The 15,016-nt window shown below is 62.9% G+C and carries 11 protein-coding genes; 5 read left to right on the top strand and 6 right to left on the bottom strand.

From position 1 onward, the window contains the following. Positions 1-171: 171 nt before the first annotated feature. The gene (pyrF, locus tag OQE56_RS05755; protein ID WP_267222437.1) at positions 172-984 is read left to right on the top strand and encodes an orotidine-5'-phosphate decarboxylase; all 813 of its coding nucleotides are present in this window, start codon (positions 172-174) and stop codon (positions 982-984) included. A gap of 37 nt (positions 985-1,021) precedes the next feature. Here the strand turns inward: pyrF and OQE56_RS05750 are convergent, their stop codons facing one another. Both OQE56_RS05750 and OQE56_RS05745 read right to left on the bottom strand, forming a co-directional pair. Beyond that, a complete protein-coding gene (locus OQE56_RS05750) occupies positions 1,022-2,194 on the bottom strand; it encodes an acyltransferase family protein (RefSeq protein ID WP_267222435.1) in 1,173 nt (390 codons plus the stop codon). Then, positions 2,194-3,075 (bottom strand): LysR family transcriptional regulator, encoded by an 882-nt coding sequence (locus OQE56_RS05745; protein WP_267222433.1) that lies wholly within the window; start codon positions 3,073-3,075, stop codon positions 2,194-2,196. Before OQE56_RS05745 ends, OQE56_RS05750 begins: the two co-directional genes overlap by 1 nt. A 96-nt stretch (positions 3,076-3,171) precedes the next feature. Here OQE56_RS05745 and OQE56_RS05740 point away from each other — a divergent pair, with 96 nt between their 5' ends. Together OQE56_RS05740 and OQE56_RS05735 are read left to right on the top strand one after the other, a co-directional pair. Further along, positions 3,172-4,167 (top strand): SMP-30/gluconolactonase/LRE family protein, encoded by a 996-nt coding sequence (locus OQE56_RS05740; RefSeq protein ID WP_267222432.1) that lies wholly within the window; start codon positions 3,172-3,174, stop codon positions 4,165-4,167. Positions 4,168-4,874: 707 nt separating this feature from the next. Then, a complete protein-coding gene (locus tag OQE56_RS05735) occupies positions 4,875-6,062 on the top strand; it encodes an aspartyl protease family protein (RefSeq protein ID WP_267222430.1) in 1,188 nt (395 codons plus the stop codon). 10 nt (positions 6,063-6,072) lie between these two features. On the opposite strand, the gene OQE56_RS05730 is transcribed toward OQE56_RS05735, so the two are convergent. From OQE56_RS05730 to def, 4 genes are all read right to left on the bottom strand, one after another. Then, positions 6,073-6,858 carry an AcvB/VirJ family lysyl-phosphatidylglycerol hydrolase gene (locus OQE56_RS05730; RefSeq protein ID WP_267222428.1) on the bottom strand — a complete coding sequence of 262 codons (786 nt, stop codon included), beginning with the start codon at positions 6,856-6,858 and terminating at the stop codon, positions 6,073-6,075. Further along, positions 6,855-9,419: a bifunctional lysylphosphatidylglycerol flippase/synthetase MprF gene (mprF, locus tag OQE56_RS05725; RefSeq protein WP_267222426.1), complete on the bottom strand. Its 2,565-nt coding sequence runs from the start codon at positions 9,417-9,419 to the stop codon at positions 6,855-6,857. The genes OQE56_RS05730 and mprF overlap by 4 nt, the downstream gene beginning before the upstream one ends. A gap of 188 nt (positions 9,420-9,607) precedes the next feature. Further along, the gene (locus OQE56_RS05720) at positions 9,608-11,623 is read right to left on the bottom strand and encodes an OPT family oligopeptide transporter (RefSeq protein ID WP_267222424.1); all 2,016 of its coding nucleotides are present in this window, start codon (positions 11,621-11,623) and stop codon (positions 9,608-9,610) included. 324 nt (positions 11,624-11,947) lie between these two features. After that, on the bottom strand, positions 11,948-12,487 hold the full coding sequence (def, locus tag OQE56_RS05715) for a peptide deformylase (RefSeq protein ID WP_267222423.1): 540 nt from the start codon (positions 12,485-12,487) through the stop codon (positions 11,948-11,950). A gap of 204 nt (positions 12,488-12,691) precedes the next feature. On the opposite strand from def, the gene OQE56_RS05710 reads away from it, so the two are divergent. Both OQE56_RS05710 and OQE56_RS05705 read left to right on the top strand, forming a co-directional pair. Further along, positions 12,692-14,767, top strand: a complete 2,076-nt coding sequence (locus OQE56_RS05710) for a carbon starvation CstA family protein (protein ID WP_267222421.1) — start codon at positions 12,692-12,694, stop codon at positions 14,765-14,767. Between the two features lie 11 nt (positions 14,768-14,778). Beyond that, positions 14,779-14,973: a YbdD/YjiX family protein gene (locus OQE56_RS05705; protein ID WP_267222419.1), complete on the top strand. Its 195-nt coding sequence runs from the start codon at positions 14,779-14,781 to the stop codon at positions 14,971-14,973. The last annotated feature ends 43 nt before the right edge of the window (positions 14,974-15,016 follow it).

Below are 15,016 nucleotides of genomic sequence, written 5' to 3'. Positions count from 1 at the left end.
CCTTTACTCCCTCTCCCCTCAGGGGAGAGGGCTGGGGTGAGGGGTCACGTCTGGCCCCAATCCTCAAAAGAACAGCACCACCATCAAGCGACACCGCAAGATTGACCCCTCACCCCAACCCTCTCCCCGGAGGGGCGAGGGAGTGAGATAGGCAGCGACGAGGAGATTCCGATGCACTTCATGCCATCCCTGCAAAACGCATGGACCCGCAACAACTCCCTCGTCTGCGTCGGCCTCGATCCGGAACCGGCAAAATTCCCCGCGCACCTCAAAGGCCGCGCGGATGCCGTATTCGAATTCTGTCGTGACATCGTCGATGCCACCGCTGATGTGGTGTGCACGTTCAAGCCGCAGATCGCCCACTTCGCCGCGTTGCGTGCAGAAGATGCGCTCGAACGGCTGATCGCGCATATCCACGACAAGCATCCGGGCGTGCCAGTCATTCTCGACGCCAAGCGCGGCGATATCGGCAGCACGGCGCAGCATTACGTCACCGAAGCGTTTGACCGCTTCAAGGCCGATGCCGTCACGCTGAATCCGTATCTCGGCCGCGATTCCATCCAGCCGTTCCTCGATCGCGCCGACAAGGGCGTGATCCTGCTGTGCCGCACCTCCAACCCGGGCGGCGCGGATTTCCAGGCGCTCGATTGCGGCGGCCTGCCGCTGTACCTGCGCGTGGCCGAAACCATCGCGCGTGACTGGAACAGCAACGGCAACTGCGCCCTGGTCACCGGCGCCACCTGGCCGGAAGAGCTGGGTAAAGTGCGCGCCATCGTGGGCGAGATGCCGCTGCTGGTTCCCGGCATTGGCGCCCAGGGCGGCGATGTGGAAGCCGTGCTCAAGCATGGCCGCAGCGCCAACGGCACAGGCCTGATGATCAGTTCGTCGCGCGCCATTCTCTACGCTGGCAACGGCGAAGATTTTGCCAACGCGGCGCGAGCGGCAGCCATCGAGCTGCGCGACACCATCAACCGCTTCCGCTAAGCCATCACGTCTTCTGTAGGAGCGCACAAGTGCGCTACTACGGTGTCGCAGCCTCGGCCATGACCGGAGCCGACACGGTCGTCGGCAACATGCGCGATCGCAGCCAGCGCTCCGAAGGCGTCGAGACATACCGCTCCACCGCCTTACCCAGCACCCAGCACAACAGCAACGCCGGCAGATACCACAGGTAGCCGTGCGCAATGTCGCTTCCCATCGCCTTGTACATACGCACCACCCCGAACACGACAAACATGTGGGTGAGGTAGATCTCGTAGCTCAGGCGCCCCCATGAGCGCAGCCAGTCCAGCCCGCGCCATGTCGCGCGGCCGGCGGGCGCCCAGGCACTCGCCAGCACGAGGCATAGCGCGGAACCCGTAAGCAGCAGCATGTAGCCGTTGTGCATCAGCGGCCACAACAACCTGCCTTCGAACATCACCAGGTAAAGCCCGACGCCTCCTGCGATACCAAGCGCTGATGCCGTGCCTCGTCGCACCGTTCGCCAACGCTGCACCAGCAAGGCACCGAGCACGCCCGTCGCAATAGCTGCCATGCCGGGCAAGTAAGCTTTTTCCTGCCAGATCTCGTTGTCCGCCAGCGCCGCGCGCGACCATGGCAGCGACACCGCGAGTACAACCAGCATCGGCACCAGTACCCACGTGCGCCGCGCAAGCAGGCAGACGATGGGGAAGCCGAGGTAGAACACCTCTTCGATCGACAGCGACCACAGCACGTCCCAGCCACCCGGCAGGTAGCCCGTCATGCCTTCGTACCAGTTCAGATGGACACCCAGCGCGGCGACGATGGCACGCGGCAGCGACTGCCCTTCCCGGCTGATGACATAGTCAGGAACACCCAGCAGGTGCAACAGACTGAGCACGGACACCAGCAACAACAGACACGGCGCGATGCGCGAGAAGCGGCGCGCGAAGAAAGCGCGCAGGTCGATGCTGACCAGCGCACCGTCACGTCGCAGCGTGTTGCTGGTGATGAGGAATCCGGAGATGACAAAGAAGATGAATACCGCTTCATAGCCGTTGAAATTGATGGCGCTCATCAGGTTCTTCGGCAAGATCGCAGCAAGCGACGTCTTCTTCAGCGGAATTCGCAAGCCAAGGTGATGCAGCACCACCAGCAGTATCGACAATCCGCGCAACAGGTCGATGCCTGCGTTGCGCGCGTAGGCGTGTTGATGCACCGGCGTCCGTTCCATCACCCCAATCGCTCCAGTACGAAATCGACAAACGTTCGAAGTTTGGCTGTGGGCCGCACCTCGCGCCGGCGGACGATCTGAATGTGTCGCGTAGGCAGGCTCCAGTCGGGCAGCAGCCGGACGAGTTGCCCTGACGCGATGGACGGCGCCAGCAACACGTCGGCCTGCACCACCACGCCGACGCCGTGCAACGCCGCCGTAAGCAGCGCTTGCCCGTTGTTGCACATCAAAGGCCCTTGCACCGGCACTTCCACCTGCCGACCTTCCTTTCTGAAACGCCAATGGTGGCGAGCGCCCCACGCCATGAAACCGAGACAGGCGTGCCCGGCCAGGTCCTCGGGTTGGTTCGGCGTGCCATGTGATTGCAGATACGCAGGACTCGCTACGGCGAACATTTCCGACGGCGACAACGAACGCGCCACCAGCGCTTCGTCATGGACGGGCCCGGAACGGATCGCCGCGTCGAAACCCTCCTCGTGCAGGTCGACCACGCGGTCGTTGAGGCTCAGCTCCACCTGCACCGTGGGATACGCCGCCATGTAGGCGCCGATGACCGGCATCAACCGATGCGCGCCCCACGTCACCGGCGCGGTGACGCGCAAGGTGCCCTGCGGTTCCGCACGCATCGCCTCGGCCACCTCGTCTGCCGCCTTCACGCTGCTGAGCACGTCGCGGCAGCGCTCCAGATAGGCCGCGCCAATTTCCGTCAGATGGTGGCGCCGCGTGGTGCGCTCGAGCAGTTGCGCGCCGAGTTGCTGCTCCAACGAACGCACGTGGTTGGCCACCATGGTTGTGGACAGCTCGAACTCATCCGCGACGGCGGCAAAACTGCCCTTCTCCACCACGCGGACGAATACCGCCATGCTGGTCAGTCGATCCATTCCAAATCCTTGCTTTGGAGTGAGGCAAGCATAGCCACATTTATCAATCAGGAGCGGTCAACGAACATCCGCGGCACCACCCAAGGAGAGACAAAGATGAAAGCCCTGCCGCGCCTCCGCCACCTTGCCCTGGCCTTCGCACTCACCTTCGCTGCCGCAGGCCATGCCGGGCAGGCGATTCCCACCACGCGCGCACTGCCAGCCGACTGGTATCCGGAAAGCATCGCCGTCGGACCGGACGGCACGTTCTACGTCGGCAGCTGGCGGCAAGGCGCCGTGGCTCGCCTCCAGCCCGGCGATGACGTGCCGCAGGTGCTGGTGACGCCGGGTGCCAACGGGCTATCGAACGGTCAGGGCGTGCTGGTCGACGCGCGCCGCGGCCTGCTTTGGATCTGCTCGGGCACACTGGGCTACACCACGGTTCCCACGAATCCGAGCGCGCTCAAAAGCTACGACCTCGCCACCGGCACCCCGCGCGGCAGCTACGAGCTGCCCGACAAGGGCTATTGCAACGACCTGGCGGAAGACGAGCGCGGCAACCTCTACATCACCGATTCGTTCCAGCCACGCATCTTCCGCTGGCGTGACGGCGATGCGCAGCTCGAAGTGTGGAAGGAAGATGCAGCGTTCATCGCCGGCAGCGACGGATACAAGCTCAATGGCATCGCCATCGATGGCAACCACGTCTACGTCAGCACGGTGGCTGCCGAGCCCTACCTGCTACGCGTCAACGTTCAGCAGGACGATAGCGCGGGCAAGGTCACCCGCATCGACATGCCCCGCACACTGAAGAACGCCGATGCCATCCGTTCGGCCGGCCACAACCGGCTGGTGATCTTCGAGAGCAACGCCTTCGGCCACGACGGTCCTTACGGCGGGCAGATCTCGATGGCAACCATCACGGGCGACAAGTCCAGCGAACTCGTGACGCTCGTGGCCGGGCTCAACGACCCATCATCAGGCCTGATCGCCAACGGCCGCGTGTACTTCATAGAGTCGAAATACAACCTGCTGTTTGCGCACAAGGGCGACGACGCGGGCATTCCGCGGCACGTGCCGTTCGATGTGCAGTCGGTGCCGCTGCCGCGTTAAAGCATGCGCCGACATGGTGGGAGCGCGCCCTGCGCGCGACTCGGCCACACCGATGGTCAAAGGCGTTGCCATTCGCTCACAGGGTGCGCCCAACGGAATGAGAATAGATCTACTGCGCCGCCGGCAGGTCGCGAATCATCTGCTGCGCCAACCCTTCGATGCCGTGCGCCACCACGCCGTTCGCCAACGCTGCGCTGGCTGCCAGTGCTTTTCCATGCATCCATCGACAGCCTTCCCTGCCCCGTGGCCCGTTGCATCCGTCGCAACCGCCACCGCAACGAGCGTCCTGAAAAATCAGAAGAATCTGATTGCCACGTATCGGGCATCTCCAATTAATAGGGAGCTTGTCTCACTTGAGGGTGCGCCCGATAGGAAACACAGGGCAACGACACCCCGCCAACCCTGCGCTACAGAACACGATCGGTAACGAGCCACGCATGCCGCTGAAGATCTACTGGCAATGCGGCACTCACGGATGACAAGACAACCTGCAACACCTCGAAGGGTCGTGCTGGGCTCCCATCAAATGGCAGCTCCGCCCGGACACGCCTGGTGATGAATACGCGCTTACACCTTCCGCCGTTTTGTCGAGACATAGGTACTTGCTGTTACTTCCATCCGGGCTCGCATCTCAATCCGCACATGGAGCCCTGCAACCACTTTTGACAACGAAAGGACGCAATCACATGTCAAGGAAAACGCCTCTTGTGGCGCTACCGCTTGCCTTCGCATGGATGGTAACGGCATGCACGTCATCGCCAGGGGACCAACCATCCACGGCATCCACCGCTGCGAGTGATCCCATTCTGACAACCACCCTGCGCTCCTATGCGCAGCCCTTGGTACCCGTCACCATTGATGGCAGGCCGTACCATTTCATCCTCGACACAGGAGCGCCATACACGTTCATCGACAACCACAGCGCTGCTGCGATAACCCAGCGCGTACCCAATAAAGAGGTTCCAGAATATTTTCGCGACTATGTGGGTGGACTTAACGTCATTGACGGCTCGGCGCTGAATCAGGAGCAAGTCCTGTTCTGGCAATCCAAGCCCATCCTGGTCGGCTCACACCCCATTTCGGGCAGCGTACCGTGGATCGGCCTGGACCTTTCGACCGTTGACATGGCCTACGGCGCACATGTGGATGGCCTGCTGGGTGCAAACGCCTTTCGCCAACTCAACTGGGGCTTCGACAATATCCGCCACACGCTGACCGTGTGGAGCCAACCGCCATCCACGGCGGGATATGAGCAATGCGCTCCCTACGGTGACGCATTCGGCAGCAGCCCCTTCCTCAATATCCTGTTTGCGAACGGCAACGGCGGCCCGATGACGATCGACACCGGCAGCTCCTTCAGCGCCAGCCCACCGGAACACATCCAGACATTCAAGGAGCAAGGCGGCAACGTGCAGGAGATCGGAAAGTACGCCCGGCTTTCCGGAAACGGTGTCTACGAAGCTGCCGCGTACCTCGTCGATGGACTGCACCTGGGCAACATGCCATTGGGCCGTTTGCAAGTCTTTGGCGGCAAAGAAGGTGCAAGCAGCACCCTCGGCATGAACTTCCTTTCCCGCTTCGACAGCTACGCCTTCATACCGAGCGAGATGCTGTTCTGTTTCAGCGCGAAGCACTTTACGCGCGATGATCCCAAGCCCGTGCGACTGGTAGAGCTGAGCTATGAAAATGGCCACCTTCTGATTGGCTCAACCCATCTTTCGCGCGACGGTCTTCCTCAAGGCCTCGTATCTGACGACATTCTGCTGTCCGTCAACGGCAAGCCGGTCGAACCTGTCGATATCGAAGCTATCCGTCATCAGCTCGCCCACGCTCCGGCCGGCGAACTGACGCTGCAGGTCGAGCGTCAGGGCAAGCAGATGACAGTCAAGCTCTGAACAACGGGCGTCAATGCGCTGGTGCGGCAGGCAGGTCGCGAATCATCTGCTGCGCCAGCCCTTCGTAGTTGTAGTCGAAGTGATGGTCGCCGGTCTTCTCAATGACCTTGACCCACGATGGCAGGCCGGGGTCGGCACAGATGGTGTCGTCCTTGTCTTTGATGCCGTAGTAACACGCCACCGGCGGATGGCCACCCAGCGCCAGTAGCGGGGGCATGGCGTCGAAGTGGTGCACCGGGTTAAGCCACTGGAAGAAATCCTGCGTGTGGGTCTTCCACCAACCCTCACGCATATAGCCTTCCATTTCAATTTCGAAATTCACGTCCTTGCTCGGCGAGAGCATCACGATCTGGGCGATGCGCGCACGCCCCTCGGGACTGAGCTTATCAACGATGGAAGGCAGCACATCCGCGCCGAACGAGAAACCGATAAGCCAGATGCGCTTCTTGTCGCCGTTGGCCACCGTGCGCGCTATCAGCGCATCGAGATCGGCGGCCGAATCTTCAGCGGAACGCTCGCGCCAGTAGTACTGCAGCAAGCTGACGCCCACGACCGGAATGCCATGGTCGGCAATGATCTTGCCCAGCGACTTGTCCAGGTCGCGCCAGCCGCCATCACCGGAATAGAACACGGCGACTACATCGTCGCGCCCCTGCAGCGGGGTGACGCCTGGTTTCACCGCGACGAGGATGCTCGACTCATCCAGCGAGGCGTGGTGCCACGGCTGCCAGGCCCACAGACCCACGGCAGCGGCGATCAAAAGTACGACAGCAAACCACTTGAAGAATCGTTTCAACGGCGCACCATGCCCGAAAGTCCACCCGAAATGAGGCTCGCCACATTGGCGAACACCAGCGGCAACGCGATGCCATTAGGTACCGCGAGATAGCGCGGCTCCCACACGGGATCGAATTTATCCTTGTATTTGTGCAGCCCCCGGAAGTTGTAGAACCGCTCGCCACGACCAAACAGCATCGCACCCAGGCGGCTCCACAACGGCGCACTACGACGATTCTGCAGGCCCGAGAACGGCGCCATGCCGAGATTGAACCAGCGGTAGCCTTGCTGCCTGGACCACTGCATCAGCTCAATGAACATGAAGTCCATGACGCCGGCCGTGCCGTCAGGCACGTGACGCATCAGGTCCAGCGAGGCTTCTTCCATGTTGTCGGTGAGGAACAGGTTGGCGAATGCCACCAGCTCCTCGCCCTGCCACACCAGCGCCATCGGCGTGCGCTCGAGATAGCGCGGATCGAAAGTGCCCAGCGAGAAGCCCTTCTCGCGCACACCCTTGTCGCGCATCCACGCGTCGGAGATTTTCTTGAGCCGGGGCATCAATGCCGTTACCGATTCGGCCGACACAATCTCCAGGCGCATGCCGTCGCGGGTGAGCTTGTTGATGGTGTTGCGCAACACCTTCTTGGACTTGCCGTCGAGATTGAAGGTGGCCAGTTCCACGCGCGCTTCTTCACCGATCTTGAGCAGGTTCATACCCGCTTCGAGATAGAGGTCCAGATCCTCCGGACGCACCTGGTAGAACAGCGGCCAGCCACCCGCGCGTTCGCACTGGTCGCGGAAGGTCCACACCAGTTCGCGGCGCGCGGTTTCGTCGTCGCCCACGGGATCGCCCATCGCCACCCAGCTGCGCCCTTCGACGTCGTACATGATGAAGGCCTTGCCTTCGGTGTCGAACAACAACGTCTTGTCACCCATCAGCGCGAGATGCGCCTGTGCCGAGGTGTACTGCTTGATCAGCGGCAACGCCTTCTGCAACTCCGTCTCGCCCGGCAACTGCAGATGCGGCCGCGCCGGACGGATCAGATTGGCCAGCGCAAACAGCAACCCCACCGCTGACGCGCCTACCAGCGCTCGCAACGCGCGCGGCGCACCACCGTGGTAGAAGCTGAATTCCCACCACAGGTTGTTGCTGTATTCCACGTGCTTGTAGCTGAAGCCCACCAGCCAGCCGGCGCAGACCAGCACCGCCACGATGGCGATGATCCAGCCCCAGGAGAAGCTCGCGCTGAACAGTGAGGCGCGGCGGTAGAACAGCTGATGTGCCGGCGCCAGCGCGAGCGCGAGCAAAGACAACAGAATGGCTTCTTCGTAGTCGATGCCTTTGAGCAGCGACAGCACCGCGCCCAACACCAGCAACACCAGGGTCAGCACATAGGCCGCATCCAGACGGCGCTGCAGACCACGCGCGAGAATCAGCAGCATCATGCCGACCACGCTGGAGAGGAAGTGGGACACTTCCAGCACCGCGAGGGGCAGCACGTCGCGCAGGATCGCCATGCGCGCTGGCAGCGCCGAAGTCGCGCCGGAGAACAACAGCACCGCGCCCGACACCAACGTCAGGCCAGCAAAGAAAGGCGGCAGCAGACCCGTGAACCACGGTGCCAGCAACGCCTTGCTGCGCAGTCCGCGCGCTTCGCGTACCAGTACCACGATGGTGGCGGCGCACAGCGGCAGGAAGTAGTAGATCAGGCGATAGGCCGCCAACGCGCCAAGAATGGGCGCTTCCAGGCCCTGGTTTCCCTCGGCGCCGAAGCCGGCCAACATCACCGCCTCGAACACACCCAGCCCACCGGGCACATGGCTTACCAGACCGGCAATCTGCGCGAGCACAAAGATCGCCAGGAAATGCCCGAAACCGGTATCCACCTGGTTGGGCATCAGCAGGTACAACACGTACGCAGCCAGCCCCCAGTCCACCGCCCCCACCAGAATCTGGCGCGCAGCGACCAGCGTGGACGGCAGGCTCAAACGCCAGCGCCAGACGCGCAGCGGCCGGCGCAGCAACCGGTTGCCGACCAGCCACAACAGAGGAATCAGGGTGAACACGCTGGCTACCGGAATACGCCAGCTCGCCAGCGGCAGATAGCCGGGCACGGGTACCAGCAGCAGTGTCACGCCGGTGAGTGCAGACAAGCCCAACCAGAAGCTGAGCGTGCAATACACCACCACCTTCGCCACTTCAGCCGTGGAGAGCCCGGCCTGGATGTAGAAGCGGTAGCGAATCGAGCCGGAAATCAGCAGCGCCATGCCCAGCGCATTGCTGAAGGCGTAGCTGATAAACGAGATAAGGCTGACCTGGGGACCCGGCAGGCGCTTGCCTATGTAGGCCAGCCCGAACCAGTCGTACAGGATCATCACCCCATAACTGCCGGCCGTGAGCAGCACGGCCAGCGCAACGCGGTAATTCTCCAGGCCATGAACGTAGCGCGCGACCTCGCGGTAGCTCACCTCGCTGGCAAGGCGGTGCAGCGCCCACAGCGCCAGGCACAGCATGGCCACCGAAAGCAGCGGACCGGCGAGCCGACGCAACCTGACCATCAGGCCAGGACGAGCCAGCATGTCACCGGAAATCGGGGCCTCCGCCCCTGTCTGCTCTACCACGCGGTTACCGCCTCCACATCGACCAGCGCGCAGGACTTTCGCTGCGACCGCCTAGGATAGCCGGTCAAGGCGCATTCCTGTTCGATCGTGGCACGTGGGCATGACATTTGGTCGCGGCCGCTTCAGGTAGGCCGCGACCCTCTGCCTTAGTGCTTGTTGTTCAACCCGTTGGCCATGCGAGCCACCCAGCGGTACATCACGAACACGATGGCCGCGAAGGCGATGCCGCCGATCCACTCGGCGGCATCCGCGAAGCCCGGACCGACCAGCGACAACGGATACTGCTGATTGCTGAAGCCCAGCTTGTCGGCAAAGGCGACAAGGGCGGCAATCAGCACGCCGATGATGCTCTCGCCCACGATCAGACCCGAAGCGAGCAGCACACCGAGCTGTTTGGTCGTTTCGGGCCGGGCCGAGCGATCGGCGCGACGGTCGAAATACCAGCCGACGATGGAACCCACCACCACCATCAAGGTGCTCACGGTCGGCAAATAGATGCCCAGGCCGACGGCGAGCGGCGGCATGCTCAGGCGCTTGGTGGTACGTCGCAGGACTTCGTCGATCACGATGATCGCCACACCGATCCAGATACCCGTGATGATCAGGTTCCAGTCGATGTTGTTGGTGATCACGCCTTGAGCCAGCGCGGAGATCAGGCCGGCCTGTGGCGCCGGCAGTGCATGCGCACCGGCGCCTGCCACGCCGACGAAACCGTAGGCCTTGTTGAGCAGGTCCAGCACCGGCGGAATCACGGCGGCACCGGCCACCACGCCGATCACCAGCGCCACCTGCTGACGCCACGGCGTAGCGTCGACCAGCTGGCCGGTCTTCAGATCCTGGAGGTTGTTATTGGCGATGGCCGCCACGGTAAACACCACCGAGGTGATGAACAGCGCAAACGCCACCAGCGCTTTGCCCTCTTCCGGCCCCACGTGCGGCTTCACGAAAGCCACCAGCAGTAGCGCGGCGGCAATGACAACCAGGATGCCCACGCCCGACAGCGGGCTGTTAGATGAACCGATCAGGCCCGCCATGTAGCCGCACACGGTGGACACGAAGAAGCCCATCAGCACCACAAAGGCCACACCACCAATGGCCAGCACCGCCACGTGGTCGCCAAGACCGGCGGTGGTGCCGAAATAGCCAAGCAGCCAGCCAATCGGAATAAAGCAGGCCAGCGTGATCAGGCCAACGATGCCGATGGGAATATCGCGCTCGGTGCGCGGCAATGTGTCTGCCTTGCCGGCCTTGCGCACGCGGGAGGCGGCCATCGCGGACGTGAGTCCGCTGATGACCGGCTTCACCAGTTTGGCCAGCGTCCAGATGGCGGAAACACCAATGGCACCCGCGCCGACGAAGCGCACCTTATGGCTCCACGTGGCGTTGGCCAGATCCGCCACCGAGGCCGACATATCGCCCAGCACCGAGTAATGCGGCACGCCCCAGCCCCAGCCGATGAGCGCGCCAATAAGCATCGCGATACCCACCGAGATACCCACGAGGTGGCCGATCGCAAACAGCGCGAACGAGAGGCCGAAATCGAAACCGCTGACCCCGCCCTTGTCGTTGACCTTGAAGTTGCGCACGAAATCCGACGCGAACACCTGCGTGGCGACCACCACGGCGAATACTGCCGAGACGATGGAACCCCACAACACAGCGAGCAGGCCGGCACGACCCTCTTCCACGCTATTGGCATCCGCCTCGTCGCCACTGCCGACCTTCAGCACTTCGGCGCAGGCCAGACCTTCCGGATACGGCAGGTCGGTATCGGTCACCAGAGCGCGGCGCAGCGGGATGGAATACATCACGCCCAGGATGCCGCCCAGCGCGCACACCGCGAACGAGGTCCAGAACGGGAAATCGGCCCACCAGCCAATCATGATCATGCCGGGCAGCACAAAGATGATCGAGGACAGCGTGCCCGCCGCCGACGCGATCGTCTGCACGACGTTGTTTTCCTGGATGGTCGAGTCCTTGAACCCGCGCAGCAATGCCATCGAAATCACCGCCGCCGGAATCGACGTGGCGAAAGTGAGGCCGGCTTTGAGGCCGAAGAAGACGTTGGCCGCGGTGAACACCACCGTGATGATGACGCCCAGGATGAGACCGCGTACGGTCAACTCTTTGCGCGACTCCGTGCCGGGATGGTTGCCGCTCACGAGTTCATGCCCGTCATAGTGATGATTCCCCAGAATGGCCGCCCCGTGGGCGACGTGGATACAGCGGCCGGTGCCAGGTGCGGCAGGCCAGCGCGTAGGGTTGCTGGAAATGCGGGGATACGCAATGGTTCGGGGGCGCTTTCCGCAGTGCCCCACTTCTCCCTCTCCCCTCTGGGGAGAGGGCCGGGGTGAGGGGCGGGTGCTCGCGGTAACGCTTCTGCTCTTCACCACAGAGCAAGCCGAGGTGACGGCTCCTATGGAGCGGTGAGGCTAGATTGTCCCCTCACCCCAACCCTCTCCCCGCAGGGGAGAGGGAGCAAAAGGCTATTCATCCGCCCCTGCATCCATCCCCGGGAACAGCACCTCGGTAAACCCGAACTTGCTGAAATCCGTAATTCGCGAAGGATACAAACGCCCGATCAGGTGATCACACTCATGCTGCACCACTCGCGCATGAAACCCCTCTGCGGTGCGGTCAATGTGCGCCCCTTTCGGATCCAGCCCCTGATAGCGAATCAAGGTGTAGCGGTTCACCGCGCCACGCAGGCCGGGCACGGACAGGCACCCTTCCCAGCCCTCGTCCATGTCCTGTGACAACGGGGTAATCGCCGGATTGAGCAGGATGGTGCGCGGCACGGCGGGCGCGTCGGGATAGCGTTCCGAGGAGTCGAAGCCAAAGATCACCAGCTGCAGGTCCACGCCGATCTGCGGAGCAGCCAGACCGACGCCGCCGGCATCGTGCATGGTGTCGAACATGTCAGCGATCAGCGCGTCGAGCTCGGCCGTGCCGAACATCGCATCGGGTACCGGGGGCGCCACCCGCAGCAGCCGCGGATCACCCATCTTCAGAATTTCGCGAATCATGAAAAACCTCGCCTGTTCATCCACTTGGCGCACGTATGAGGGCGTCGCCACGCCAGCAAGTGTACGCGCGGCCGCATGTCGGGTGCGTGTGCCTCGGCCGGGCAGGTATTCGACCAATGGATAATGTTGCCCGGCGCATAATGGCATTGACCCCCGGGACGATCCGGGACGACCCTTGACCGGGACTGTCCAGGAGCCATGCGTATGCATACCGCCGTCGTCAAACCAAGTCCCGCAGGCAAGTTGCTGTGGGCTGCCATCGCCATTGTGGGTGCGTGGTGCCTGGGCGTCGTTGCCCTGCGCCGCGGCGAGCCCATCAATGCCATCTGGTTGGTCGCCGCCGCGATTGCGGTGTTTGTGATCGGCTACCGCTTCTACGGCAAGTTCATCAACGAAAGCGTGCTGCGCATGGACCCGAGCCGGGCGACGCCGGCCGTGTTGCGCAACGACGGCCTGGACTACGTACCGACTGACAAATGGGTGGTGTTCGGCCACCACTTTGCGGCTATCGCCGGCGCCGGCCCGCTGGTGGGCCCCGTGCTGGCGGCGCAGATGGGTTATCTGCCGGGTACGTTGTGGATCCTGTTCGGCGTGGTGTTTGCTGGCGCCGTCCAGGACTTCATGATTCTCGGGCTTTCGGTGCGCCGCGACGGCCGTTCGCTGGGCAACATGCTGCGCGACGAGCTGGGGCCGGTGGCTGGCGTGGTCGCCATGTTTGGCGTGTTGGTGCTGATGATGATCGTGCTGGCCGTGCTGGCGCTGGTGGTAGTCAAGGCGCTGACGCATAGCCCGTGGGGTACGTTTACGGTGGCCGCCACGATTCCGATTGCGCTGCTGATGGGCATTTATCTGCGCTGGCTGCGCCCGGGCAAGATTCTCGAAGTGTCGATCATCGGTCTGGCCCTGCTGCTGCTGTCGATCTGGGCCGGCAAGTACGTCGCCGACTCGGCCGTGTGGTCTGCCGCATTCAACTTCGACGCCAAGGCGCTGGCCTGGTTGCTGATTGCCTACGGTTTCTGCGCGTCAGTGCTGCCGGTGTGGCTGCTGCTGGCGCCGCGCGACTACCTGTCCACCTTCCTCAAGATCGGCACCATCATGTTGCTGGCGCTGGCCATCTTCCTGGCCGCGCCGACGCTGCAGATGCCTGCCGTCACCAAGTTCATCGATGGCACGGGTCCGGTCTTCCAGGGCAACCTGTTCCCCTTCCTGTTCATCACCATCGCCTGCGGCGCGGTATCGGGCTGGCACTCGATTATTGCGTCGGGCACCACACCGAAACTGCTGGCCAGCGAAGGCGAAGCACGCATGGTGGGTTACGGCGGCATGTTGATGGAGGCCTTCGTCGCCATCATGGCGCTGGTCGCTGCATCCTCGCTGCACCCGGGCGTGTACTTCGCCATGAACTCGCCTTCCGCACTGATCGGCACGACGGCGCAGGACGCTGCCACCGCCATCAGCCAGTGGGGTTTTGTGGTGACGCCCGATGAGCTGCTCAACACCGCCAAGAACATCGGTGAATCGAGCATTCTCAGTCGCGCAGGTGGCGCGCCGACCCTGGCAGTGGGCATGGCGCAGCTGCTGCACGGCATCATTCCGGGCGAAGGCATGATGGCGTTCTGGTACCACTACGCGATCTTGTTCGAAGCGCTGTTCATCCTCACGACGGTCGACGCTGGCACACGCGTGGGCCGCTTCATGATCCAGGAGATCGCTGGCCTGGTATCCAAACCGCTGCAACACACCGAGTCGTGGACTGGCAACCTGCTTGCCACCGCGATCTGCGTCGGCCTGTGGGGTTACTTCTTGTATCAGGGCGCCGTCGATCCGCTGGGTGGCATCAATACGCTATGGCCACTATTCGGTATCGCCAACCAAATGCTGGCAGCCGTGGCGCTGATGCTGGCCACCGTGGTGACGGTGAAGCTCAAGCGCGAGCGCTACGTGTGGGTGCCGGGTATCCCGGCGTGCTGGCTGGTGGTGTGTACGCTGACCGCCGGCTTTGAAAAGCTCACCGGCCCGATCAGCTTCTCCGCCGCTGCGCAGAAGTACGCGCAGGCCGCCGCCGATGGCAAGTTGCTGGCGCCTGCCAAGACCGCTGAGGAAATGCAGCGCATCATCACCAACAACTATGTGGATGCCGCACTTACCGGCATCTTCATCGTGTTGATTCTGACCATGCTGGGCTTCGCCATCCGGGCGATCGTGAGGGCATGGGGTATTAACCATCCGACCGCGCACGAGGAGCCATACGTGGCACTGGCCAATGTGAGCACCCATTGAGGGTTGTGATCATGAAAGCGAACCTGCAGGCCATACGGAAGTGGGCGGTGCAAACCGCCCGCCTCTGCTGCGGCATTCCCGACTACGACGTCTACGTGAAACATCTGCGCGAGCACCACCCGGACCGGCCGGTGCCGAGCTATAAGGAGTTCTTCCGCGAACGGCAGATCGCCCGCTATAAAGGTACGGGCGGACGCTGCTGCTGAATGCGCCGCAGGGTTCATGCAAGGCCACACCGCTGCCGGGGTG

Source organism: Dyella silvae (assembly GCF_026421305.1).
In the GTDB taxonomy this organism is placed as follows: Bacteria; Pseudomonadota; Gammaproteobacteria; order Xanthomonadales; family Rhodanobacteraceae; genus Dyella; species Dyella silvae.
The sequence above is the reverse complement of the archived record's forward strand: the minus strand, read 5'-3'. Positions and strand labels throughout refer to the sequence as shown.

Coding starts and splice junctions, on each gene's coding strand:
- pyrF (WP_267222437.1), top strand. CDS start 172: ATGCACTTCATGCCATCCCTGCAAAACGCATGGACCCGCAACAACTCC.
- OQE56_RS05750 (WP_267222435.1), bottom strand. CDS start 2,194: ATGGAACGGACGCCGGTGCATCAACACGCCTACGCGCGCAACGCAGGC.
- OQE56_RS05745 (WP_267222433.1), bottom strand. CDS start 3,075: ATGGATCGACTGACCAGCATGGCGGTATTCGTCCGCGTGGTGGAGAAG.
- OQE56_RS05740 (WP_267222432.1), top strand. CDS start 3,172: ATGAAAGCCCTGCCGCGCCTCCGCCACCTTGCCCTGGCCTTCGCACTC.
- mprF (WP_267222426.1), bottom strand. CDS start 9,419: ATGCTGGCTCGTCCTGGCCTGATGGTCAGGTTGCGTCGGCTCGCCGGT.
- def (WP_267222423.1), bottom strand. CDS start 12,487: ATGATTCGCGAAATTCTGAAGATGGGTGATCCGCGGCTGCTGCGGGTG.
- OQE56_RS05710 (WP_267222421.1), top strand. CDS start 12,692: ATGCATACCGCCGTCGTCAAACCAAGTCCCGCAGGCAAGTTGCTGTGG.
- OQE56_RS05705 (WP_267222419.1), top strand. CDS start 14,779: ATGAAAGCGAACCTGCAGGCCATACGGAAGTGGGCGGTGCAAACCGCC.